The 20,930-nt window shown below is 64.9% G+C and carries 20 protein-coding genes and 2 tRNA genes; 11 read left to right on the top strand and 11 right to left on the bottom strand.

Features of this window, described 5'->3' with window-relative positions; genetic code table 11:
- Positions 1-41: 41 nt before the first annotated feature.
- From ABIB06_RS18545 to ABIB06_RS18555, 3 genes are all read left to right on the top strand, one after another.
- The gene (locus tag ABIB06_RS18545; protein WP_354049666.1) at positions 42-446 is read left to right on the top strand and encodes a GFA family protein; all 405 of its coding nucleotides are present in this window, start codon (positions 42-44) and stop codon (positions 444-446) included.
- A 63-nt stretch (positions 447-509) separates the two neighbouring features.
- Positions 510-585: transfer RNA gene (locus ABIB06_RS18550), tRNA-Val, on the top strand.
- A 67-nt stretch (positions 586-652) separates the two neighbouring features.
- The gene (locus ABIB06_RS18555) at positions 653-1,513 is read left to right on the top strand and encodes a class I SAM-dependent methyltransferase (RefSeq protein WP_354049623.1); all 861 of its coding nucleotides are present in this window, start codon (positions 653-655) and stop codon (positions 1,511-1,513) included.
- Positions 1,514-1,550: 37 nt separating this feature from the next.
- Here ABIB06_RS18555 and ABIB06_RS18560 read toward each other — a convergent pair whose 3' ends face one another.
- From ABIB06_RS18560 to ABIB06_RS18585, 6 genes are all read right to left on the bottom strand, one after another.
- Entirely contained in the window at positions 1,551-2,519 is a 969-nt protein-coding gene (locus tag ABIB06_RS18560) for a cation diffusion facilitator family transporter (RefSeq protein WP_354049622.1), read from the bottom strand.
- Positions 2,520-2,521: 2 nt separating this feature from the next.
- Positions 2,522-5,740 (bottom strand): efflux RND transporter permease subunit, encoded by a 3,219-nt coding sequence (locus ABIB06_RS18565; protein WP_354049621.1) that lies wholly within the window; start codon positions 5,738-5,740, stop codon positions 2,522-2,524.
- A complete protein-coding gene (ihpB, locus tag ABIB06_RS18570) occupies positions 5,733-6,710 on the bottom strand; it encodes a divalent metal ion exporter adaptor subunit IhpB (RefSeq protein ID WP_354049620.1) in 978 nt (325 codons plus the stop codon). The genes ABIB06_RS18565 and ihpB overlap by 8 nt, the downstream gene beginning before the upstream one ends.
- The gene (ihpA, locus tag ABIB06_RS18575) at positions 6,707-7,981 is read right to left on the bottom strand and encodes a divalent metal ion exporter subunit IhpA (protein WP_354049619.1); all 1,275 of its coding nucleotides are present in this window, start codon (positions 7,979-7,981) and stop codon (positions 6,707-6,709) included. The genes ihpB and ihpA overlap by 4 nt, the downstream gene beginning before the upstream one ends.
- Positions 7,982-8,036: 55 nt before the next feature.
- Entirely contained in the window at positions 8,037-8,399 is a 363-nt protein-coding gene (locus tag ABIB06_RS18580; RefSeq protein WP_354049618.1) for a hypothetical protein, read from the bottom strand.
- 120 nt (positions 8,400-8,519) lie between these two features.
- The gene (locus ABIB06_RS18585; RefSeq protein ID WP_247349348.1) at positions 8,520-8,753 is read right to left on the bottom strand and encodes a hypothetical protein; all 234 of its coding nucleotides are present in this window, start codon (positions 8,751-8,753) and stop codon (positions 8,520-8,522) included.
- Positions 8,754-9,104: 351 nt separating this feature from the next.
- Between ABIB06_RS18585 and ABIB06_RS18590 the strand changes: the two genes are divergently transcribed.
- Entirely contained in the window at positions 9,105-9,992 is an 888-nt protein-coding gene (locus ABIB06_RS18590) for a hypothetical protein (RefSeq protein ID WP_354049665.1), read from the top strand.
- A gap of 57 nt (positions 9,993-10,049) precedes the next feature.
- Here the strand turns inward: ABIB06_RS18590 and pepT are convergent, their stop codons facing one another.
- Both pepT and ABIB06_RS18600 read right to left on the bottom strand, forming a co-directional pair.
- Complete coding sequence (gene pepT / locus ABIB06_RS18595; RefSeq protein WP_354049617.1) at positions 10,050-11,300, bottom strand: peptidase T; 1,251 nt, start codon at positions 11,298-11,300, stop codon at positions 10,050-10,052.
- Positions 11,301-11,402: 102 nt separating this feature from the next.
- Positions 11,403-11,717, bottom strand: a complete 315-nt coding sequence (locus ABIB06_RS18600) for an HU family DNA-binding protein (protein ID WP_354049616.1) — start codon at positions 11,715-11,717, stop codon at positions 11,403-11,405.
- Between the two features lie 251 nt (positions 11,718-11,968).
- On the opposite strand from ABIB06_RS18600, the gene ABIB06_RS18605 reads away from it, so the two are divergent.
- Positions 11,969-12,045 (top strand) — tRNA-Asp (locus ABIB06_RS18605).
- A gap of 265 nt (positions 12,046-12,310) precedes the next feature.
- Here ABIB06_RS18605 and ABIB06_RS18610 read toward each other — a convergent pair.
- From ABIB06_RS18610 to ABIB06_RS18620, 3 genes are all read right to left on the bottom strand, one after another.
- A complete protein-coding gene (locus tag ABIB06_RS18610) occupies positions 12,311-12,514 on the bottom strand; it encodes a hypothetical protein (protein WP_247349336.1) in 204 nt (67 codons plus the stop codon).
- A gap of 144 nt (positions 12,515-12,658) precedes the next feature.
- The gene (locus ABIB06_RS18615; RefSeq protein WP_354049592.1) at positions 12,659-13,954 is read right to left on the bottom strand and encodes a spinster family MFS transporter; all 1,296 of its coding nucleotides are present in this window, start codon (positions 13,952-13,954) and stop codon (positions 12,659-12,661) included.
- Positions 13,955-14,015: 61 nt separating this feature from the next.
- The gene (locus ABIB06_RS18620) at positions 14,016-15,206 is read right to left on the bottom strand and encodes a Rieske 2Fe-2S domain-containing protein (RefSeq protein WP_354049591.1); all 1,191 of its coding nucleotides are present in this window, start codon (positions 15,204-15,206) and stop codon (positions 14,016-14,018) included.
- A gap of 180 nt (positions 15,207-15,386) precedes the next feature.
- Here ABIB06_RS18620 and ABIB06_RS18625 point away from each other — a divergent pair, with 180 nt between their 5' ends.
- The 6 genes from ABIB06_RS18625 to ABIB06_RS18650 all read left to right on the top strand — a co-directional run bounded on the left by ABIB06_RS18625 (position 15,387) and on the right by ABIB06_RS18650 (position 20,921).
- Positions 15,387-15,902, top strand: a complete 516-nt coding sequence (locus ABIB06_RS18625; protein WP_354049590.1) for a MarR family winged helix-turn-helix transcriptional regulator — start codon at positions 15,387-15,389, stop codon at positions 15,900-15,902.
- Between the two features lie 179 nt (positions 15,903-16,081).
- On the top strand, positions 16,082-18,331 hold the full coding sequence (locus tag ABIB06_RS18630) for a TonB-dependent siderophore receptor (RefSeq protein ID WP_354049664.1): 2,250 nt from the start codon (positions 16,082-16,084) through the stop codon (positions 18,329-18,331).
- 22 nt (positions 18,332-18,353) lie between these two features.
- Positions 18,354-19,490, top strand: a complete 1,137-nt coding sequence (locus ABIB06_RS18635) for a PepSY-associated TM helix domain-containing protein (RefSeq protein ID WP_354049589.1) — start codon at positions 18,354-18,356, stop codon at positions 19,488-19,490.
- Positions 19,490-19,720 (top strand): hypothetical protein, encoded by a 231-nt coding sequence (locus ABIB06_RS18640; RefSeq protein WP_354049588.1) that lies wholly within the window; start codon positions 19,490-19,492, stop codon positions 19,718-19,720. The genes ABIB06_RS18635 and ABIB06_RS18640 overlap by 1 nt, the downstream gene beginning before the upstream one ends.
- 257 nt (positions 19,721-19,977) lie before the next feature.
- On the top strand, positions 19,978-20,343 hold the full coding sequence (locus ABIB06_RS18645) for an NADH-quinone oxidoreductase subunit A (RefSeq protein WP_007603535.1): 366 nt from the start codon (positions 19,978-19,980) through the stop codon (positions 20,341-20,343).
- Entirely contained in the window at positions 20,340-20,921 is a 582-nt protein-coding gene (locus tag ABIB06_RS18650; protein ID WP_247349482.1) for a NuoB/complex I 20 kDa subunit family protein, read from the top strand. The genes ABIB06_RS18645 and ABIB06_RS18650 overlap by 4 nt, the downstream gene beginning before the upstream one ends.
- Positions 20,922-20,930: the final 9 nt, after the last annotated feature.

A 20,930-nucleotide genomic window follows, 5' to 3' on the forward strand; every position in this document is an offset into this window, starting at 1 on the left:
CCTTCGGGCGCCGTTTTTGATTGGGGCAGCGGATGACGACAATGCACATCGACGGGCAATGCCATTGCGGGCAGATCACCTTTGAAGCCGAGATCGACCCCGAGACGGTGTCGGTCTGCCACTGCACCGATTGCCAGACGCTGACGGGCTCGCCGTTCCGGGTGACTGCCGTATGTTCCGGCGCCGATGTCCGTCTGACCGGCGGTTCGCCAAAAATCTACGGCAAGCGCGGCGACAATGGCCGGATGCGCTTCCAGCACTTTTGCGCCGATTGCGGTTCCCCGCTGTTCACCAGCGGCGAGGGTGACCAGGCCGACGATTGGGGCATCCGCTGGGGCAGCATCCGCCAGCGCGACAAATTGCGGCCCGTCAGGCAGATCTGGTGCCAGTCGGCGGCAGTGTGGATCGACGCGGTACCGCTGCTGCCTGGCCGGCCGGGCGATTGAGGCCCAGGAAGTGGAGTTCCGCGCTTGCCCGTTCGGGGCCGGTGGGGATAAAGAAGCGGCGAGGGGCGGTTAGCTCAGTTGGTAGAGCGCCTGCTTTACACGCAGGATGTCGGCGGTTCGAGCCCGTCACTGCCCACCAGCCGTTGCTCGCGAAGCGAGCGCCGGCGTTGCGGGCCAGCCCTGCGAGCCGTCATACGGGAGGCCCGATGCAGCAGCCAAGCGGACACGAAGAGAACGCAGACCAGATCGCCTATTGGAACGGCCCGAGCGGGCAACGCTGGGCCGATCGCCATGCGGCACAGGAGAGCCTGCTCGGACCCATTTCCGACGTGCTGATCGACCGCGCCAGGCCGAAGCCGGGTGAGCGCGTCCTCGATGTCGGCTGCGGCTCCGGCGCAACGACGTTCGCGCTCGCGAAGGCTGTCGCGCCGAACGGATTTGCGCTCGGGCTCGACGTCTCCGATCCCATGTTGTCGCAGGCGCGCGCGCTGGCGCCGAAAGGCCTCCCGCTCGAGTTCGCACTGGCCGATGCGACGGTCCATCCATTCGAGCCGGCGAGCTTTGATCTGCTGGCCTCGCGGTTCGGCGTGATGTTCTTCGCTGACCCGATCGCATCTTTCACCAACCTTCGTCGTGCGCTGAAGCCGTCCGGGCGGCTCGCGTTTGCCTGCTGGCGTGAGCCGAAGGAAAATCCCTGGATGATGGCGCCGCTGATGGCGGTCTACAAACACGTCCCCAAGATGCCGCCGGTCGGGCCCGAGGAGCCCGGGCCTTTCGCCTTCGCCGCGGAAGAGCGCGTGAAACGCATCCTTGGCGGCGCCGGCTTCGTCGATGTCGCGATGGAGCCGCACGATCTCGCGATGGATGTCGCAATCGGTGGCGGGCTTGATGCCGCGGTCGAGGGCTCGCTCCAGATCGGCCCGGCCAGCCGCGCACTGCAGGGCCACCCGCCCGAGACGTATGCCGCCGCAAAAGCCTCGATCCGCGAGATGCTGGCGCCGTTCCTGAAGGGGCAGAGCGTGGCGCTCCAGGGCGCAATCTGGATCGTGACGGCGAAGGCGGCGTAGGCCCTGCTGTCTCTGCCGTCAGATGGGTCTGTGAGTTCTACACCACATCATCCGGCGCCAGGGCGCAGCCATTGTCGGGATGGGTTTCCACTTGAAGGGTGGTATGGCCGATGCGGAAGGAGGTCTTCAGCATCTGCGCGGTCTCCATCAGAAATGCGTCGCCGGCGCCGGTGGGCATGACGAGGTGGCAGGTCAGCGCCGTCTCCGTGGTCGAGATCGGCCAGACGTGGAGATCGTGGATCCCGGACACGCCGGGACGTGCCAGCAGGAACGCCCTGACCGCGGCGAGGTCGGTGCCTTTGGGGGCTGCCGCCATCGACATGTCGATGGAGCCGCGGAGCAGGCTGGTCGTGCTCCAGAGAATGGTGACGCAGATGACGAGGCTGGTGACGGGATCGAGCCAGAGCCAGCCGGTCCAGATGATCAGCGCCGCCGAGATGACGACGCCGAGCGAGACTGCGGCGTCGGCCGCCATGTGCAGATAAGCGCCCTCGATGTTGATGTCGTCCTTGCGGCCGCGCGCGAACAGCATGGCCGTAAAACCGTTGACGAGGATGCCGATGCCGGCGACCACCATCACGGTGACGCCCGCGACGGGCTCCGGTTCGCGCAGGCGCAGGACCGCTTCCCAGCCGATCGCACCGGTTGCAACCAGCAGGAACACGGCGTTCGCCAGTGCCGCCAGGATGGTGGAGGCGCGCAGTCCATAAGTGAAGCGACCGCTCGGCGCGCGCCTCGCCGCGATCGACGCGCACCAGGCCACGACCAGGCCGAGCACGTCGGAAAGGTTATGGCCGGCATCGGCGAGGAGGGCGGTGGAGTTGCCAATATAGCCATAGATCGCCTCGGCCACGACCAGCGCGGTGTTGAGCGAAATGCCGATCGCGAACGCCTTGCCGAAATTGGTGGGCGCATGGACATGCGCGTGGCCAGGACCGTGATCGTGACCATGATCGTGGCCGTGGCCGGCATGGTCATGATGACCGTGATGGTCGTGGTTGCCCAATTCTAGCGCTCCCCGGACGCTGCCAAATCAGGCGCTATTGTAGGCGTTTCGGTGCCTGCGTCACGGCGGAACAGCACGTAGAGCGCCGGCAGCACCAGCAGCGTCAGCACGGTCGAGGAGATGATGCCGCCGATCACCACGGTCGCGAGCGGGCGCTGCACCTCGGCCCCGGCCCCGGTGGCAAGGGCCATCGGCACGAAGCCGAGGGACGCCACCAGCGCCGTCATCAGCACCGGACGCAGGCGTGTCAGCGCGCCCTCGCGCACCGCGTCGGCAACGGGATGGCCTTCGCTGCGCAGCCGCTCGATGAAGGCGATGATGACGAGGCCGTTGAGCACGGCCACTCCCGACAGCGCGATGAAGCCGACGCCGGCGCTGATGGATAAGGGAATGCTGCGCAGCAGCAGCGCCACGACACCGCCGGTCAGCGCCAGTGGCACGCCGGAGAACACGAGAGCCGCGTCCGCTGCCGATCCCATGCCCATGAACAGCAGCAAGAACACCAGCAGCAGCGCCACCGGCACCACGAGCGTCAACCGCTTGGTGGCGGAGACAAGCTGCTCGAATTGTCCGCCCCAGCCGATCCAGTAGCCCGGCGGCAGCTTGATCTTTTCCGCGACGGCCGCCTCGGCCTCGGAGACGAAAGAGCCGAGATCGCGCGCGCGGACATTGGCAGTGACGACGATGCGCCGCTTGCCGTTCTCGCGGCTGATCTGATTGGGGCCGGGTGTCGCATCGACGGTAGCGACCGACGACAGCGGCACATAGCGCATCTGGGCGAGGGGCGAGGCGGGCAAGGCCGTCCGGATCGGCGTGCTGGACGTCGCTTCCTCACCCGGCGGCAGCGGGATCGGGATCGCCCGGATCGCCTCGAGATTGCCGCGCAGATGCTCCGGCAGGCGCACGACGATGTCGAAGCGGCGGTCACCCTCGAACAGCTTGCCGGCCGATTTGCCGCCCACCGCGATCTCGACGATGCCCTGCACCTCGCTGATGCTGAGCCCGTAGCGGGCGAGCGCCTGGCGGTCGAGGCGGACGGTGAGGATCGGCAGGCCCGAGACCTGTTCGATCTTGACGTCGCTGGCGCCGCGGATGCCCCGGATCGCGGCCTCCACCTGTTTTGCCGCGCCTTGCAGGATGTCGAGGTCATCGCCGAAGATCTTGACGCCGACGTCGCTGCGCACGCCGGAGATCAGTTCGTTGACGCGGAACTGGATCGGCTGGGAGATTTCATAGGCGCTGCCGGGGATGTCGTCGGCGGCACGGTGGATAGCCTCGATCACGTCCGACTTGGGCTTGTCCGGGTCGGGCCATTCGGCGCGCGGCTTCAGCATGATGTAGCCGTCGGTCTGCGCCGGCGACATCGGGTCGGTCGCAATCTCCGCGGTGCCGATGCGGGTGAAGAACTCCTTCACCTCCGGAATCTGCTTGATGCGCTTTTCCAACGCCATTTGCAGGTCCAGCGACTGGGTCAGGCTCGTGCCGGGAATCCGGATCGAAGCCAGCGCGATGTCGCCTTCGTCCAGGCTCGGAATGAACTCGCCGCCCATGCGCGCGGCGGCCACGCAGCTTGCGACCACGATGATGGCGGCCATGATTGCGACGCTGAGGCGATTGTCGATCGCAAGCCGGAGCAGGGGCAGGTAGGCGCGCTTCGCCAGCCGCATGAACAGGTTTTCCTGTTCGGACACCTTGCCGGTGACGAAGATGGCAACCGCCGCCGGCACGAAGGTGACGGAGAACAGCACCGCGGCGCCCAGCGCCATCAGCACTGTCAGCGCCATCGGCGTGAACATCTTGCCTTCGACGCCCGTCAGCGTCAGCACCGGCAGATAGACCACCGCGATGATCAGCGTTCCGAACAGGCTCGGCTTGATGACCTCGCTCGATCCGCGCCGGATCGCGCGCAGCCGTTCGGAGATCGTGAGCAGGCCGCCTTTCTCGCGCTGGGCCTCGGCCAGCATGCGCAGGCAGTTCTCGACGATGATCACGGCACCGTCGACGATGATGCCGAAATCGATCGCGCCCAGGCTCATCAAATTTGCACTGACCTTGGTCTCGACCATGCCGGTGATCGTCATGGCCATGGACAGCGGAATGACGCAGGCCACCACGAGCGCGGCGCGGATATTGCCAAGGATCAGGAACAGCACGGCCACGACCAGGGCCGCGCCCTCCAGCAGGTTGTTCTCGACCGTGCGGATGGTGGCCTCGACCAGATGGGTGCGGTCGTAGACGGTCCGCGTCACGACGCCGTCGGGCAGCGATTTGGCGATATCTTCCAGCCGGGCCGCGACACGGCGCGCCACCGTGCGGCTGTTCTCGCCGATCAGCAGCATGGCGGTGCCGAGCACGGTTTCCTCGCCATCGCGGGTCGCGGCTCCCGTGCGCAGATCGCGGCCTTCGGTGACGGTCGCGATATCCCTGACCCTGACGGGATTGCCGCCGCGCGAGCCGATGACGATGTCCCGGATCTCGCTGACATTGCCGACCTGGCCCGGCGAGCGAACCAGATATTGCTCGCCGTTGCGCTCGATATAGCCGGCGCCGACATTGGCATTGTTGGCGGCGAGCGCCGTCATGACGTCGCGAAAGCCGAGTCGGTAGGCCATCAGCTTGCCGGGGTCGGGGAGCACGTGGAATTGCCGCTCGAAGCCGCCGATGGTGTTGACCTCGATCACGCCGGGCACGTTGCGAAGCTGCGGCTTGATGATCCAGTCCTGCACGGTGCGCAAATCGGTCAGCGAATAGTCGTGACCGCCTTGCGTCTTCGCGCCCGCCTTGGCCTCGACGGTGTACATGAAGATTTCGCCGAGTCCGGTCGAGACCGGGCCCATCGCGACCTCGACGCCGGCCGGAAGCTGGTCTTTCACCTGCTGGATGCGTTCGCCGACAAGCTGGCGGGCAAAATAGATGTCGGTGCCGTCCTTGAAGACGACCGTCACCTGGCTCAAGCCGTAGCGCGACAGCGAGCGGGTGTAGTCGAGTTTCGGCAGGCCGCCCATCGCGGTCTCGACGGGGAAGGTGATGCGTTGCTCGGTTTCCAGCGGCGAATGGCCGGGCGCGCGGGTGTTGATCTGGACCTGGACGTTGGTGATGTCGGGTACGGCGTCGATCGGAAGGCGCTGGAAATTCCAGGCCCCGAAGGCGACGGCGCCGAACGCGAGCAGCAGGACCAGCCAGCGCTGCTGCAGCGAGAGCGCGATGAGACGCTCAATCATGCTCGGCCTCGCCCTTGCCCATCTCCGCCTTCACGACGAAGCTGTTTTCCGCGACGTAATGCTCGCCGGCTGAAAGGCCGGCCTTGATCTCGACATGACGGGGATCGGAATCGCCGAGCTCCACGGGGCGGGCCTCGATCTTGTCGCCGTCCTCGCGGACGAACACGATGGTCCGGTTCTCCAGCGTCTGGATCGCGCTTCGGCGCACGGCGACCGCGACGTTGCGCGCGGCGAGGATCAGCCGTGCCGTGACGAACAGGCCGGGACGCAAGCGCCCGTCCGGATTTGGCAGCACCACGCGCGCCAGCGCGGTCTGGGTCTCGCTGCTGCCGATCGGCGCCATGTAGGAGATCGTGCCCTTGATCTCGCCGCGGCCGTCGTCGGGATCGATCAGCACCTCGTCGTTGAGGCGAACGCGCCGCAAGTCCTGCCGATAGATCGACAGATCGACCCAGATGCTGGAGAGGTCGGCGACGACGAAGGCCGGTTTCTGTTCGGAGGCGTATTCGCCGAGCGAGATCTGCCGCTCGATGATGGTGCCGGCAATCGGCGCCTTGAGCTCGTAGACAGTGAGGCTCTGGTTGCTCTCGATCGCGGCGAGCAGATCGTCCTTGCCGACCTTGTCGCCGATGCGCTTCTGGATCGATTTGGCAACGCCGGGAAAGCGCGGCGTCACCTGCACCACCGCTTCCTGGTTGGCGCGCAGGATGCCGTTGAAGGCGAGCGTGTCAGTCAATGTCGCGCTCGCGGCCTCCGCCAGCGTCACGCCGGCGGCGGCAAGCTTGACGTCGGAGATCCGGATCCGGTCGGCGCCGTGCTCGTCCTGCTCGACATGGTCGTTCGGCTTCTCCGGCTTTTTGTCCGCGCTGTGTTCGGCATGCTCGACCCTGGTCGGGGCGAGCAGGGAATAGCCGTAAGCGCCGAGTGCGGCGGCAACGACGGCGACCAGGACGGTGGAGGACGTCTTCATCGTGCGCGCTCCCGCGCCAGCGTGAAGGGATTGCCGACGAGACCTTCGATGGCCGCCACCCCCGCATGGAAATTCTGGAGCGCCTCCTGCTCGCGCAGCCGCGCCTGGGTGACGCTCGCCTGCGCGTCGAGCACTTCGAGCAGGGTGAAGCGGCCCTGGCCGTAGCCTTGCGCGATTGCGTCCGAGGCTTCGGTGGCCTTGGGAATGGCGCTCTCGCGCAGCACCGCGAGCTCGCGCAGCGAGCCCTGGAGCGAGTCGTAGGCGCGGCCGGCGACCACGATCAGCGTGTTGCGGTTGGCCTCGCGCTCGGCCTTGGTTTTGGCGAGGCTTTCCTGTGCCGAGAGGATATTGCCCTGGTTCTGGTCGAACACGGGAATCGGCACCGAGACGGTGAGGCGCGCCGCGTCGTCATTGGTCTCGTTGAAATGGCGCCAGCCGGCGGCGATCCGCACGTCGGGATAGGGCCTGAGCCGGGCCAGCAACAGCTCGGCGTTACGCTGGGCATAGATCGCGGTCCAGCGCACCAGCTGCGGATTGGCATCGATGGCGGCGACGACCGACTGGAACGTCGGTGGCCGTCCCATGGTGTCGAGCCGGCCGGAGACCTCGCCGAATTTCGGTGCCGCGTCGCCCATCAAGACCGCAAGCTCGCGCCGGGCGCTCGCCAGCGTCGCCTTGAAGCGTTCGCGGTCGGCCTTCACCAGTGCGGAAGCTACCTCGGCACGGCCGGTCTCGGCCGGCGAGGAGGCGCCGGCCTCGACGCGGCGGCGCAAAAGCGGCGTCAGCCGGTCGATGGCGGCGATCTGCTCGTCGAGGATCTGGATGCGCCGTTGCGCGCCGAGCACGCTGAGGAAGGCGATCGCGGTCTCCGACAGCACCTCCAGCCTGACGGCCTTGCGCTGGATCGCTGCGACCTCGATGCCGGCGACGCCCGCTGCAATCCGCGCGTCGCGCTTGCCGAACAGCTCGAAGGCCTGGCTGATCTGCAGCGTGGTCTCGGCCGATCGCGTGCCGCGATAGATGCCGGACCCGAACGAATTGTCCTGTTCGTAGGACAGCTCCGGATTGAGAAGCGCGCCTGCCTGGATGCGCTGGCCCGTGGCGATGCCGACGTCGCGCTCTGCCGCGGTCAGCCGCGGGCTCGTGGCCAGCGCGCGCGAGAGCGCACTCCGCATCGTCAGTGTCTGGGCGTGGGACGGCGCAAGCGCCAATCCGCCAATCAGACACGCTGCCGCGCACGCCAGGCGCGCGGCCATTCCCCTGCAAAACATGAAACCGACCTGTGGAGGATGAACCTAATGGGCGCGGGGCGCCCGACCAATCCGTTCAGGCAATATGTTTGGGAGGCGGGGAGTCGGTATCGGGGACAATGCCGGCGAGCCGGGATAGGCGTTGCGGGCGCGATGCGGACACGAGCGCGATCGATGCGGCCGGCGGCGCCGGCTGCGCGACCATCACCGAGAAGCAGCCATGGCAATGATGCCCGCCGATGGCCTTGTGGTCGCTGTGATCTGAGGAGCCATCAATGATCGCAGCGATCTCCGTGCCGCCGCCGGGCGTGGTGACGTCGATGTCGTGCAGGCCGTGCAGCGTTCCCGCGAGCAGATAGACAACCGCGATCAGCACAGACAGCAGCCCGCGCCAGTTGCGCGGGCGGCAAGATCCTGGGGGCTGGCGGTTCGCGAGCACGAGGTCACTCTGATTGCGGTCTGCGTCGGGCCTAGCATGGGCGCGGGAACAGTGTCGACCCGCAACATTGTTACGTCCCTGGCGCAATTGCCGCAGCAGTGGCGGAGACGCCAGCGCTTCTCATTGACGCGTGATCAGGCTCAGTTGAGCATCGGCTGGCGCTCCGCGTGCCAGCTCCGGAATGTCGCCGGTGTCGCCGGCTTCGACCGTGACGACGGCGCGACAGCTGGCTTCCATTGCCCGTTCCAGCCATTTGATGGCTTCATCGATCCACTGGTCGTGGTGCTCGGGATCGGCGATCGCCTTTTCCCGGAATGCATCTGCCTGATGAAGGCACGCGGTTCTGCGATCCACGCGGCTCTCCCGATCCGGAGTCCCGCCCCGACCGCATCTTCGATGATCCCGGCGCCGGCGTCGCTAACATAGGACAGGGAGCGCAGCTCAAGACAAAGGCCCCAACTCCGGTGTTGACCGGCTGAGGCCTCGTGCTCGCAAACTTCACCCTTGGGGCTCACACCCAACCCGATTCCGGTGAGTTCGTTCCCGTCGGCTGCAAAAATTAGGAACGTTCCGCGTTCCTCCTCATTAGCGCGCAGGAGAAAATCGAGGAGGACGCACCATGAACGGACTGATTTATCTCGTCGGCTTGATCGTGGTGATCATGGCGGTCTTGTCGTTATTCGGCCTGCGTTGAGAGAGCTGAATATGGCCATCGAAGCTCTCGTGCAGGAAGAAGTCACCGAAAGTCGTCCGCGAGTCGCCCAAGACCGCTGGAGCATCCAATGGAGTTCTATCGTCGCAGGCGCATTCGCCGCCGCCGCCTTGTCCTTCATCCTGGTGAGCTTTGGCGTCGCTATCGGGCTCGGCATCAGCTCGACGTCGCCGACATGGCGCGACGCATCAGCGGCTCTGGCGCTTCTTTCGGGGTTGTATTTGATTTTGCAGGCGATCGCCAGTTTCGGCTTCGGCGGCTATATCGCGGGCCGGACCACGCGTCAGGCGGCCGCAGTTTCGGCCATCGATGACGATGGCGAGCGGTGGGACGGGCTCCATGGCCTGATGTCATGGGCGCTTGCCGTACTGATCGGCGGCGTTTTCCTCGCCTTTCTCGGTGCGGGTACAATTGACCGCTCTCCGGCACGTTCGTCGTCAGGCAACGCGACCGCAGCCGAGCCGCTTTTAGGTTATGAACTGGACAAGCTATTCCGTGCGCGTCGGCCTCCCACCGATCTCGGGGAAACCCGCGCTGAAGCCGGACGCATCCTGATGACGTCGTCGAGCCACAGCGGCGTCAGCAGCGACGATCGAACCTATCTTGTGCAGCAGGTTACAGCGTTGACGGGATTGACCGGGCCGGACTCCGAGCGCCGGGTCGACGCCGCGATTGCGGACTCCCGGACGGCGATCAACCGTGCGCGACACAGCTCGATCATCCTCGCATTCTCGGTTGCAGCCGCAACTCTGATCGGGGCCGTGGTAGCCTGGGCTGCTGCTGTTGCCGGCGGACGGCATCGCGATGGAGAGCCGCTGCCGAACTGGATCGTAAGCTCCAACCGCTTCCATCGCACCCCTCGCGCGAAGCCGGTGCCGTAAAGGCTGCGGCCTGCGCTTGTGGCCGGGAGCAAGCCCGGCCACGGCGTCTGCGCGTATCTACGCTTTCTCCTCCCAGATCATCGCGAGATGCACGATGGTCTGCACGGCTTTCTCCATGTCCTGCCGGCTGACCCATTCGAGGCGCGAGTGAAACGCGTGCTCGCCGGCAAAGATGTTGGGGCAGGGAAGGCCCATGAAGGAGAGCCGGGAGCCGTCGGTGCCGCCGCGGATCGCGGTGCGCATCGGGCGCAGGCCGGCGCGGCGGATCGCTTCGATGGCGTATTCGAGCATGTGCGGATGACGATCGATCACCTGCTTCATGTTGCGGTACTGCTCTCGCACCTCGAACCTGAAGGTCGAGCGCGGATAGTCCTTCATCACGTCCTTGACGATGTTCTCGAGTAGGACTTCCTTCTCCTTGAGCCCTTCCTCGGTGAAGTCGCGCACGATGAAGGAGAGCGTTGCCTGCTCCAGTGCGCCCTCGATGCCGATCGGATGCAGAAAGCCCTGCTTGCCTGAGGTCGTCTCGGGCGAGCAGCCTTCCTTCGGGAGCCGCTCGACGATGGCCGCCGCGATCTTGATCGCGTGCTCCATCTTGCCCTTGGCATAGCCGGGATGGGCGCTGACGCCGTTAATGGTGATGACGGCGCCGTCGGCGGAAAAGGTCTCGTCCTCGACGCAGCCCGCGCTCTCGCCGTCCATGGTGTAGCCGAACTCGGCGCCGAGCTTCGTCAGGTCGACATTGTCGACGCCGCGGCCGATCTCCTCGTCGGGCGTGAACAGGATCTTGATGGTGCCGTGCTTCACTTGCGGATTGTTGATGAAGAAATGCGCGGCATCCATGATCTCGGCGACGCCGGCCTTGTTGTCGGCCCCGAGCAGCGTGGTGCCGTCGGTGGTGATGATGTCGTTGCCGATCTGGTTCTTCAGCGCTGGATGCTCGGCGAAACGGATCACCTGGCTGGTGTCGCCGGATAGAGTGATATCGCCGCCGCGATAGTTGTTGACCACCTGCGGCTTGACGTCCTTGCCGGTAACGTCGGGCGAGGTGTCCATGTGCGAGCAGAAGCAGATCACGGGCACCTTCTTGCCGGTGTTCGCCGGGATCGTTCCGTAGACGTAGCCGTAATCGTCGAGATGGGCATCGGCAACGCCCATGTCTCTAAGCTCGGCGGCGAGCACACGGCCGAGGTCTTTCTGCTTCTCGGTCGACGGCGAGGCCGGGGATTCCGGATCGGACTGGGTGTCGATAAGGACGTAGCGCAGGAAGCGCTCGGTCACTGTATGCGAAAAGATGAGGGAGGACATTTCTGGTCAAACCGCCGGGTCAGGGGAGAGAGGCGGTATACCAGAAAAGTGGGCCGCGTTGCGGCGGGACGACGCTGCTCAGGCTTAACGAAACGTGAGTGGTTAGATCGCCTCTTTCAGTTCCTTGACCGGGCGGAAGGCGACTTTCTTGCTGGCCTTGATATGGATCGGCTCGCCAGTCGCGGGATTACGGCCGGTGCGGGCGGCGCGCTTGCGGACCTGGAGGATGCCGAGCCCGACGATGCGGACGCGGTCGCCCTTCTTGAGGTGCTTGGTGATCAGGTCGACCATCTCGGTCAGGACCGCCTCGGCGTGCTTTTTCGACAGGTCCTGGCTCTCCGCGATGTCGGCGGCGAGGCGCTTTAGCGTGATGGTGGCGGGAGCGGCAGCCTTCTTCGCCGAGTCCTTCTTCGCCATGTCTGGCCTCCTCGTTGCCTGGCCTCCTCGATTCCTGCCGGTGGTCGGGAAGACGGCCCCGGAACCCGCAAGTTCCCGGAGGCGTAGACGATTCGGGACCGGACTGACTACGTCAGCCCTCGCGGCCGGGGGTCACGTTCGTGCGCGCCCTCGACGGAAATCCGCTCGTTCCGGCTGCGGATGCAACATCCTTGACTTCAACAGGTCCGGCCTTTAAGTCCCCCCTCGTTCCGCAGACATTTGCGTGTCACGCGGGAGTAGCTCAGTTGGTTAGAGCGCCGGCCTGTCACGCCGGAGGTCGCGGGTTCGAGCCCCGTCTCTCGCGCCATTTTTTGGCAATCCTTTCATACCCTTACCTCCGAATCCTCTTCTTGCTTCGATCCCCGGTCGCTCGCGGCGCGACTCCTGCGTGCTTTTTGGCCTTCGACCGGCGTAAAACTCCCGCGCTCGCGCGGCGCCCTGTTGCGGTTCAGGCGAGAAATTCAAGCACAGATGTGGCAGCTATTGACCCGATCCATGTCGGCGTCCTCACCCGTCGCCTGAATCAAAAAGGCCGCCCGGAGGCGGCCACTGGTCTGTCCGTAAGCCTCGCGTCAGCGGATATCTGACGTCCCGGCGCTCGTCACCACGACCGGTTTGCCGGCCTTGATCACGTGGGTCGACTGGGCGGTCTGGCTGTGATCGGCATTGGTGCGGGCTGCGATCCCGAAGCCGGCCACAGTGATGCCGGCCACCAGCGCCACAACCACGATCTTCAGGTGGGTCGCACGATCAGCAGAGTGAATGGAGTGGTTCATCTGAGCCTCCCGACGGGCTTTGCCGCCGTCTATGGCTCTCGTTGTAAGGACCGTCTGTTTCCGGATGGTTTCGCGGGTTCCGCAAAATGGTTTCATCTGGCCGCCCGGCGGGTTTCACCGGGTGGAGGTGTTCCAGGGCCTGCCTCAGGCTGCGGCCCGGCCGATATCGTTCCGGATGGTGCGGGCCGCCCAGACGAACAGGAGCGCCCCCAGCGTGGTCGTGACCGCAGCCGAAAGCAGCGAATAGCGCACGGCGTCCGCGCCATAGCTGCCTTTGAGGGCGTCGTTGACCATGCCCACGGCGAGCGGGCCGACGCCCTGGCCGAAGCAGGTGGCGGTGAGTGCGATGAGGGCGGAGGCCAGCGCCCGCATGCTCGGCTTGGCCACCGTCTGTGCGATCGCGAAGATCGGCCCGAGATGGAAGCCGACCAGGAACGAGTTCAGCGCCAGCATGGCCACCATCATCGCAAAGTCCTGCGTCAGCATGCATACCGCGAACACGGGGCCGGCGAGGCCAGAGGTGATCGCGGGCGCCCACAGCTTCCAGCGATCGTCGCGGCGGCTGATGTTGGCCACCACGAAGCCGCCGAGCAGGGTGCCGGCCATGCCGGCGAGCCCCTTGAAGGTGCCGGCATAGGTGCCGATCTCGGCGCTCGACAGATGGTGCACGCGGGCCAGGAACGGCGGGATCCACGCCGCGGTCGCGTAGTTCGTGTAAGTGGTGAGACAGAAACCGATCAGCACGATGATGAAGCTTCGCTGGGATGCGAGGAAGCGCAGCGTCGGGCCGAGCGGCTCGGGCACGAAGCTCTCCTGCATGGCGCCGCGCTTCGGCTCGGAGATCGTCAGCCACAGGATCAATGCGAGCAGAATGCCGGGCACGCCCGCGACGTAGAACGCCATCCGCCAGCCATAGTGCTGGTTGACGTAGCCGCCGACGAAATAGCCGAGGAAGACGCCGAGATAGGTGCCGACGGCGTAGATGCCGAGCGCGCGCGGACGCTCGTTCTTGGCGAAGAGATCAGCGACGATGGATTGCGAGGCGGGCGAGCCCGCGGATTCGCCGATGCCGACGCCGATCCTCGCCAGCGCCAGCGAGGTGACGCTCGAAGCTGCGCCGCACAGTGCCGTCATCGCGCTCCAGAACGCGAAGGCGGCGGCGACGATGTTGCGCCGGTTGAGCCGGTCGGCGACGCGCGCGATGGGAATGCCGAGCAGGGAGTAGAACAGCGCGAAGCCGAAGCCCGCGAGCAGGCCCATCATGGTGTCGCTGAGCTGAAACTCCTTCTTGATCGGCTCGATCAGGACGTTGAAGATCGTGCGGTCGAGGAAGTTCAGCGCATAGATGATGGTGAGCAGGCCCAGCACGTAATAGCGCCGCGCCGAAGGCTTTGCCGCGGCGGCCGTTCGCACCGACATTTGTGACGTCACATCGACCATCGCTTCCCCCAATTAGTCTTTGTTATCGTTGTCGGTCCAGCTCTTATTTGGAGCCCGATAGTCAGCCTTCGCGGATGTAATTCCCCGCTTCGAATTCGACGGGATGCGCGCTTGCGTCGAAGGAAATTCCGATCGGATCGCGGCCTGCTTCCATCGCTTCGAGCTGGTCGCTCAGCATGCGCCGGATCATGAGGACGCCGCGGTCGCTCTGGCCGAAATGTTCCTCGGAATGGACGGTCTGCGGGCCCTGACCGACCTGAGCCTCGTAATCGCCGGGGAATTGCTGGTGCTCGGTCTCGGTCATGTCCCACCAGAATTTTCCGTTGAATTTCGAACGCATGCGGCCGATGTCGCCGGAGTTCTTGACGCGGCCGGCGACGTAGATGCGGAACGAGGTGTCGTCGATCGGCAGCGTCCAGCCGATCGATTCAACGCGGGCGAATTGCGCGACGCGCGGGTTCGGCACGACGCGCAAGGTAGGCAGCGCGGCCTCGGTAACGCGGTAAAAAACCTTGCCGTCATCCTGCTTGCGGATAGAGCGCACGGCGATCCCGCGCGGCGTCTTGTCGAATTTCACCTCCGGCATCGACGCCATCATGTTGGTGAATTGCGGACCCGAGAACGAGCCGTGCAGCACGGGCACGTGGTAGGGATCGACCACGTTCTCGAAATGCTGGAGCCAGTTGCAGGGGATGATCGCCGGACCACCGCCGCCGATCGAGGAATCGTCGGCTTCGACGAACTCGCCGTCATCCATGGTCTCCAGGCATTCGTAAGCCGGCAGCACCGGGCGTTTCTCGGCCGGGCCCATATAGGCGAAGATCAGCCCGTAGCGCTCCTCGACCGGATACCAGGGCTGGCGCACCTTGTCCTTGTACAGGCCGCCGTCGGGCTCGCAGGGCTGCTCCAGGCAGTGACCTTCGGTGTCGAACTTCCAGCCGTGATAGCAGCAGCGGATGCCGTCCTCCTCGACCTTGCCGTAGTAGAGCGTGGTGCCGCGATGGCAGCAACGCGCGTGCAGGAGGCCGACGCGGCCGTGCTTGTCGCGGAACAGCACCAGATCTTCGCCGAGGGCACGCATCTTCTTCGGCGTGTCGGTGGCATCACTGACAAGTCCGACCGGATGCCAGTAGCGGCGGAGCAGCTCGCCCATCGGCGTGCCGCGCACGACCGAGGTGAGCTCGGTACGTGTGAGCGCCGGCTTCATCGCATAGGCGGTGCCGAGATCGCGATCCCGCTGGGTGATGGTCATGCTGATCCTCCCGCTGTCGGCCGTGCTGGCCCGGCTTTTGACGCCTTGAACACCAGTGAAGGGCCGATCGATGACAATGTCAACGAATTTCCAAATGCCTCTTAGTCGCATTCGGATCAGGCTGGGGAGCTAGCGCTACCAACCCTTGGCAGGCCGCGGCTTTCTTGGCAGAGGTGGATCATGAGCCAGACACCAAGCAGGGACGGGCGCACATCGTCCGATGCGGACGAAAGTCACTCGCCGGCGCCGATCACCGCAATGCTGTCGTCACGGCTGATGGTGCTGGCCAATCTGCTCAAGCGCGGTGCGATGCTGCGCTACAAGCGCCTAGCCGGATTGTCCTCCGTCGAGTTCGGCCTCGTCGCCTCGCTCGGCCGCCGCCCGCCGATGAGCGTGGCGCGGCTCGCCGAAGCCGTCGGCCAGGACAAGGGACAGATCAGCCGTGCGCTTGCGGAACTCGTCTCGCGCAAGCTGATTGCGAAATCGGCGAACCCGAAGGACAGCCGCGAGGTGCTGGTCTCGCTCACACCGGCAGGGCTCGCCGCGCATGATGCGATCGTCGAAGGCGCGCAGGACCGTAATCGAAAATTGCTGGAACAGTTGAGCAAGGACGAGTTCGAGACGCTGTTGGCGCAGATCGACCGTCTCACGGCGACGGCTGAAAAGCTGCTCGAAGCCGAGAAAGTTCCGCGCTGATTGCGCGGCAATCTCTGGAAATATTGGATCGCTTCTAAGAAATTTTCTAAGAATCCTTCTAAGAACTTTTCAATTAGGGATTTCGCGCGCGCTCACTTAAGCGTCACCGCAGTGCCGTCACGTGGCTGACGGCATGACGCATGCAGATACGTTTGGGGTGGCGCGTGAACAGTCTTGGAATGCTGCGGTCGGCCGTATTGGCGACCGCATCCGCTTGGGTTTTGGTGCCGCAGGCATCGCTTGCACAATCTTCTGCGCAGAGCGGCGCGCAGAACATTCCGTCGGTGACCGTCGCCGCGCCGGAAGGGCGCCGCCGTGCTGCCGCCGCCCAGCGTCGCGCGCCGCGATCATCCCAGCAGACTGCTAACCGAAGCAAGCCGCAGCCGCAGCGCAATATCGGTTTCGTCGAGACCCCGCTCGGCCCGGTGCACGGCTACGTCGCCGGTCGCAGTTCGTCGGGCACCAAGACCAACGCGCCGATCATGGAAACGCCGCAGTCGGTGTCGGTAATCGGCGCCGAGCAGATCCGCGACCAGAAGCCGAACAAGCTCGACGAAGTGCTGCGCTACACCGCCGGCGTGCGCGCCGGAACGTTCGGTGCGGATACCCGCAACGACTGGTGGCTGATCCGCGGCTTCAAATCCGATGACGTCGGCCTGTTTCTCGACGGCATGCAGCTGTTCTACACGTCCTATGCGAGCTGGAAGCTGCAGCCGCCGAACATGGAGCGCGTCGAGGTGCTGCGTGGTCCGTCGGCCGTGCTCTATGGCGGATCGAGCCCGAGCGGCATTGTCAACGTCATCAGCAAGATGCCGCCGACCGAGCCGGTCCGTTACATCGAGACCGGCGTCAACAATTTCGGCAATGCCTATGTCGGCTTCGATGTCGGCGGTCCTGTCGCGACGCAGTCCCAGGATGGCAAGCTGCTCTACCGCGTCGTCGGCCAGGTCCAGAACGGGAATACGCAGGTCAATTTCACGCCCGACAACAACTACTTCATCGCGCCGTCGTTCACCTGGAAGCCGGATGCCGACACCACTTTCACGGTGCTGGCCTCGGCCTCGAAGCAGGGCACCCGCGGCATCAACTTCCTGCCCTACCAGGGCACGGTGACCAACGCGCCGTTCGGCAAGATCCCGACCAGCTTCTTCGTGGGCGATCCCAGCGTCGACAAGTTCACGCGCGAGCAGGAGATGCTCGGCTACCAGTTCGAGCGCAATCTCACCGACGATTTGACGTTCCGGCAGAACGCGCGATTTGCACATATCGACCTGACCTATCGCGGCTACATCGGTAATGGCTGGGACAATATCAATACGGCTACGATGGGCCGCTACAATTGGTATGCAAAGAACACCGCCAATCAGGCCAATCTCGACAACCAGCTCGAGTATCGCTTCAACAGTGGCCCGGTCAGGCACACGATGCTGTTCGGTGTCGATCTGAAGGGCTATCAGATCGATGACTATCAGGCCTTCAACTTCGGCACGGTTCCTCCGATCAACGTCTTCAATCCGGCCTACGGTATCGACATCCCGCTCGCGGGCGCGCCGTTCCGCAACTTCCTGCTCACGCAGAAGCAGGCCGGCACCTACGTTCAGGACCAGATGAAGCTCGGCAACTTCACGCTGGTGCTGAGCGGCCGCAATGACTGGGTCGAGACGACGCAGGCCGCCCGCGACACGGGCGCAAACATCGCCCAACGCGACGACAGCAGATTCAGCGGGCGCGCCGGCCTGATCTACAATTTCGACAACGGCATCGCACCCTATGTCTCCTATTCGACGAGCTACAATCCGATCATCGGCCTCAACGCACAGAACCAGCTGTTCCTGCCGGAGACCGCCAAGCAGGCCGAGATCGGCGTCAAGGTCGCGCCGAAGGGATTTGACGGCTACTTCACCGCCTCGGTGTTCGACCTGAAGCGCCAGAATGTGGCGACGACCGATCCGTCGAATGTGCTGCTGCAAAACCAGACCGGAGAGGTGACCTCGCGCGGCATCGAGCTCGAAGCCGTGGCCAATGCCACGAAGGAGCTGAAGCTGATCGGCGCGTTCACGGCCTATCACCTGTTCAACAGCAGGGATCTCGACCCGTCGCTGGTCGGCAAGACGCCGACCAACACGCCTGAGTTGCTGGTATCGGGCTGGGCGGACTACACCTTCAAGGACGGCCCGCTTGAGGGCTTCGGCTTCGGTGGCGGTGCGCGCTATGTCGGGTCTTCCTGGGCCGACGCCGCCAACACCCTCGAGGTTCCCGCGGTTGTGCTCGGCGATCTCGCAGTCCATTACGAATGGCAGAACTGGCGCACGGCTATCAACGTGATCAATCTGACCGACAAGATCTATGTCGCGAGCTGTGCCTCGGCGACGTCGTGCTTCTACGGCGACCGCCGGCGCGTCACCGCCAGCGTTTCCTACAAATGGTAGGCGCAGGCGAGGGGAGGGCTTCGTGAAGGCGCGCACGGTCAGGCTCTGGTCCGTGGTCCACACCTGGACCAGCCTGATCTCGACTGTCTTTCTGCTGCTGCTCTGCCTGACCGGCCTGCCGCTGATCTTCCATCACGAGATCGATGAGCTCCTGGGCTATGCCCCCCAGCCCGAAGCTCATGCGAGCGCGGCGCGTGCGACGACCCAGGCGGTCGCCGGCGCCGCGCTCGCCGCCGATCCCGGCCGCGTGCTGCAATACATCTCCTGGGACAAGGACGAGCCCGGGATCGTCACGGCTTTCACCAACAGTGCCGTCGACGGGCTGCCCGATAATACCACCGTGCGCGCCTTCGATGCGGTCTCGACCAGGCTGCTCGGCCCGGTCGGCGTCGGGCCGATGCTGATCGTTCTGAAGCTGCACACCGACATGTTCGCGGGCCAGCCCGGAAAGCTGTTTCTGGGCGGGATGGGTCTGCTGTTCTCCGTCGCCATCATCTCCGGCGTGGTGCTGTACTGGCCGTTCACTCGCCGTCTGCGCTTTGCCACTATTCGCGACCGCGCCTCAACCCGCGTGCGCTGGCTCGACTGGCACAATTTGATCGGCGTGGTGACGGTGGCCTGGGCGCTGGTGGTGGGCCTGACCGGCGTCGTCAACACCTGGGCCGAGCTGATGCTCAACCAGTGGAAGGTGACCGAACTCGCCAGCATGGTCGCGCCATATACCGGCAAGCCGCCACCGTCGCATCTGGCCTCGCTCGACGACGTCGTCGCACGCGCCAGACAGACCGCGCCAGGCATGGAGATCGCCTTCATCGCCTTTCCAGGGACGCCCTTCACCTCGTCGCATCACTTCGCCGCCTTCATGCGCGGCGACACGGCGTTGACGGCGCGGCTGCTCAAGCCGGTGCTGCTCGACGGAGAGACGGGGGAGGTCGCCGACAGCCGCGCGTTGCCGGTCTATCTCCAGGCGCTCCTGATCTCGCAGCCGCTGCATTTCGGCGACTATGGCGGGATGCCGCTCAAGGTGATCTGGGCCGCGCTCGACCTGCTCACGATCGTTGTGATCGGCAGCGGCCTCTATCTCTGGCTGGCGCGGCGGCGCAAGCGCGCGCCTGCCAAATCCAACGCATTCGCCAGACGAGCCCCGGTCCCGTCGTGATGCATGGCTCCCCTGATCGTACGCGCCGGTGGATACGTGTCTTTGCCGCACCTGTCCTGCTTGCGGCTGCGACCATCACTGGTCTGCTCGCTGCGCTGCTCTGGGGGACCGTCGGCCAGTACGTCGCCTGGGTGACGGTGGGAGCGCCTGTGCTGGTCATCGCCTGGGTTTGGGTGCGCCGCGGCAGCCAAAAACCCCGGCATTTTGACCGGATGATGCGCGGCAAGTAGCTGCCTCGGCCCGTGCGCCGCAATCTCAGAACCGCTGCCCTGCAAAACCGTGGGCGCCCTTGCCCAACCCTTGCCGGGTTTTCTGATCTGCTCCATACCAGCGCGGGGTGATTCCGGAATTTCACCGTTCCGGGAGCGGGAAAGGGCCTAAAAAGAGCGTGTCTTGCGCCCATTGGTGCACTGCGCTAAGGCTCAGAATAATTCCAAACTGGACGAATCCGTGGCTGTCCCGAGGCTGCGGGAAAAAGGGCTCGTCAATGAGCGGCATTCTTCAGAACTATCTTCCACTCGTGGTATTCATAGGGGTAGCGGGCCTCATTGGCCTTGTGCTGCTGATCGCGCCCTTCATCGTCGCGTTCCAGCAGCCGGATCCGGAAAAGCTGTCGGCGTATGAGTGCGGTTTCAACGCCTTCGACGACGCCCGCATGAAGTTCGACGTCCGCTTCTATCTGGTCGCCATCCTCTTCATCATCTTCGACCTCGAGGTGGCGTTCCTGTTTCCCTGGGCGGTGGCGTTCGGCAAGCTTGGCGCGACCGGCTTCTGGTCCATGGTGGTGTTCCTCGGCGTGCTGACGGTCGGATTCGCCTATGAATGGAAGAAAGGGGCACTCGAATGGGATTGAACCCTGCACCGTCCTCCGGTCCGGTTGTAGCGCCGGCCCCCAAGGGCATTCTGGATCCGTCGACCGGCAAGCCGATCGGGGCCCGTGATCCGTTCTTCCTCGAGGTCAATTCGGAGCTGTCCGACAAGGGCTTCTTCGTGGCCGCGACCGACGACCTCATCACCTGGGCGCGTACCGGCTCGCTGATGTGGATGACCTTCGGTCTCGCCTGCTGCGCGGTCGAGATGATGCAGGTGTCGATGCCGCGCTACGACATCGAGCGCTTCGGCTTCGCCCCGCGTGCCTCGCCGCGCCAGTCCGACGTGATGATCGTCGCGGGCACCCTGACCAACAAGATGGCGCCCGCGCTGCGCAAGGTCTACGACCAGATGCCCGAGCCGCGCTACGTCATCTCGATGGGCTCCTGCGCCAACGGTGGCGGCTATTATCACTATTCCTACTCGGTCGTGCGCGGTTGCGACCGTATCGTACCGATCGACATCTACGTGCCGGGCTGCCCACCGACGGCGGAAGCGCTGCTTTACGGGGTGCTGCTGCTGCAGAAGAAGATCCGCCGCACCGGTACCATCGAACGCTAAGGTTTTACG

It is taken from the genome of Bradyrhizobium sp. LB8.2 (genome assembly GCF_040548035.1).
Taxonomy (GTDB): Bacteria; Pseudomonadota; Alphaproteobacteria; order Rhizobiales; family Xanthobacteraceae; genus Bradyrhizobium.

Excerpts from the sequence above, each read along its gene's own strand:
- ABIB06_RS18545 (WP_354049666.1), top strand. The coding sequence starts at position 42 with ATGCACATCGACGGGCAATGCCATTGCGGGCAGATCACCTTTGAAGCC.
- ABIB06_RS18555 (WP_354049623.1), top strand. The coding sequence starts at position 653 with ATGCAGCAGCCAAGCGGACACGAAGAGAACGCAGACCAGATCGCCTAT.
- ABIB06_RS18565 (WP_354049621.1), bottom strand. The coding sequence starts at position 5,740 with ATGATTGAGCGTCTCATCGCGCTCTCGCTGCAGCAGCGCTGGCTGGTC.
- ihpB (WP_354049620.1), bottom strand. The coding sequence starts at position 6,710 with ATGAAGACGTCCTCCACCGTCCTGGTCGCCGTCGTTGCCGCCGCACTC.
- ihpA (WP_354049619.1), bottom strand. The coding sequence starts at position 7,981 with ATGTTTTGCAGGGGAATGGCCGCGCGCCTGGCGTGCGCGGCAGCGTGT.
- ABIB06_RS18590 (WP_354049665.1), top strand. The coding sequence starts at position 9,105 with ATGGCCATCGAAGCTCTCGTGCAGGAAGAAGTCACCGAAAGTCGTCCG.
- pepT (WP_354049617.1), bottom strand. The coding sequence starts at position 11,300 with ATGTCCTCCCTCATCTTTTCGCATACAGTGACCGAGCGCTTCCTGCGC.
- ABIB06_RS18600 (WP_354049616.1), bottom strand. The coding sequence starts at position 11,717 with ATGGCGAAGAAGGACTCGGCGAAGAAGGCTGCCGCTCCCGCCACCATC.
- ABIB06_RS18610 (WP_247349336.1), bottom strand. The coding sequence starts at position 12,514 with ATGAACCACTCCATTCACTCTGCTGATCGTGCGACCCACCTGAAGATC.
- ABIB06_RS18615 (WP_354049592.1), bottom strand. The coding sequence starts at position 13,954 with ATGGTCGATGTGACGTCACAAATGTCGGTGCGAACGGCCGCCGCGGCA.
- ABIB06_RS18620 (WP_354049591.1), bottom strand. The coding sequence starts at position 15,206 with ATGACCATCACCCAGCGGGATCGCGATCTCGGCACCGCCTATGCGATG.
- ABIB06_RS18625 (WP_354049590.1), top strand. The coding sequence starts at position 15,387 with ATGAGCCAGACACCAAGCAGGGACGGGCGCACATCGTCCGATGCGGAC.
- ABIB06_RS18630 (WP_354049664.1), top strand. The coding sequence starts at position 16,082 with ATGCTGCGGTCGGCCGTATTGGCGACCGCATCCGCTTGGGTTTTGGTG.
- ABIB06_RS18640 (WP_354049588.1), top strand. The coding sequence starts at position 19,490 with ATGCATGGCTCCCCTGATCGTACGCGCCGGTGGATACGTGTCTTTGCC.
- ABIB06_RS18645 (WP_007603535.1), top strand. The coding sequence starts at position 19,978 with ATGAGCGGCATTCTTCAGAACTATCTTCCACTCGTGGTATTCATAGGG.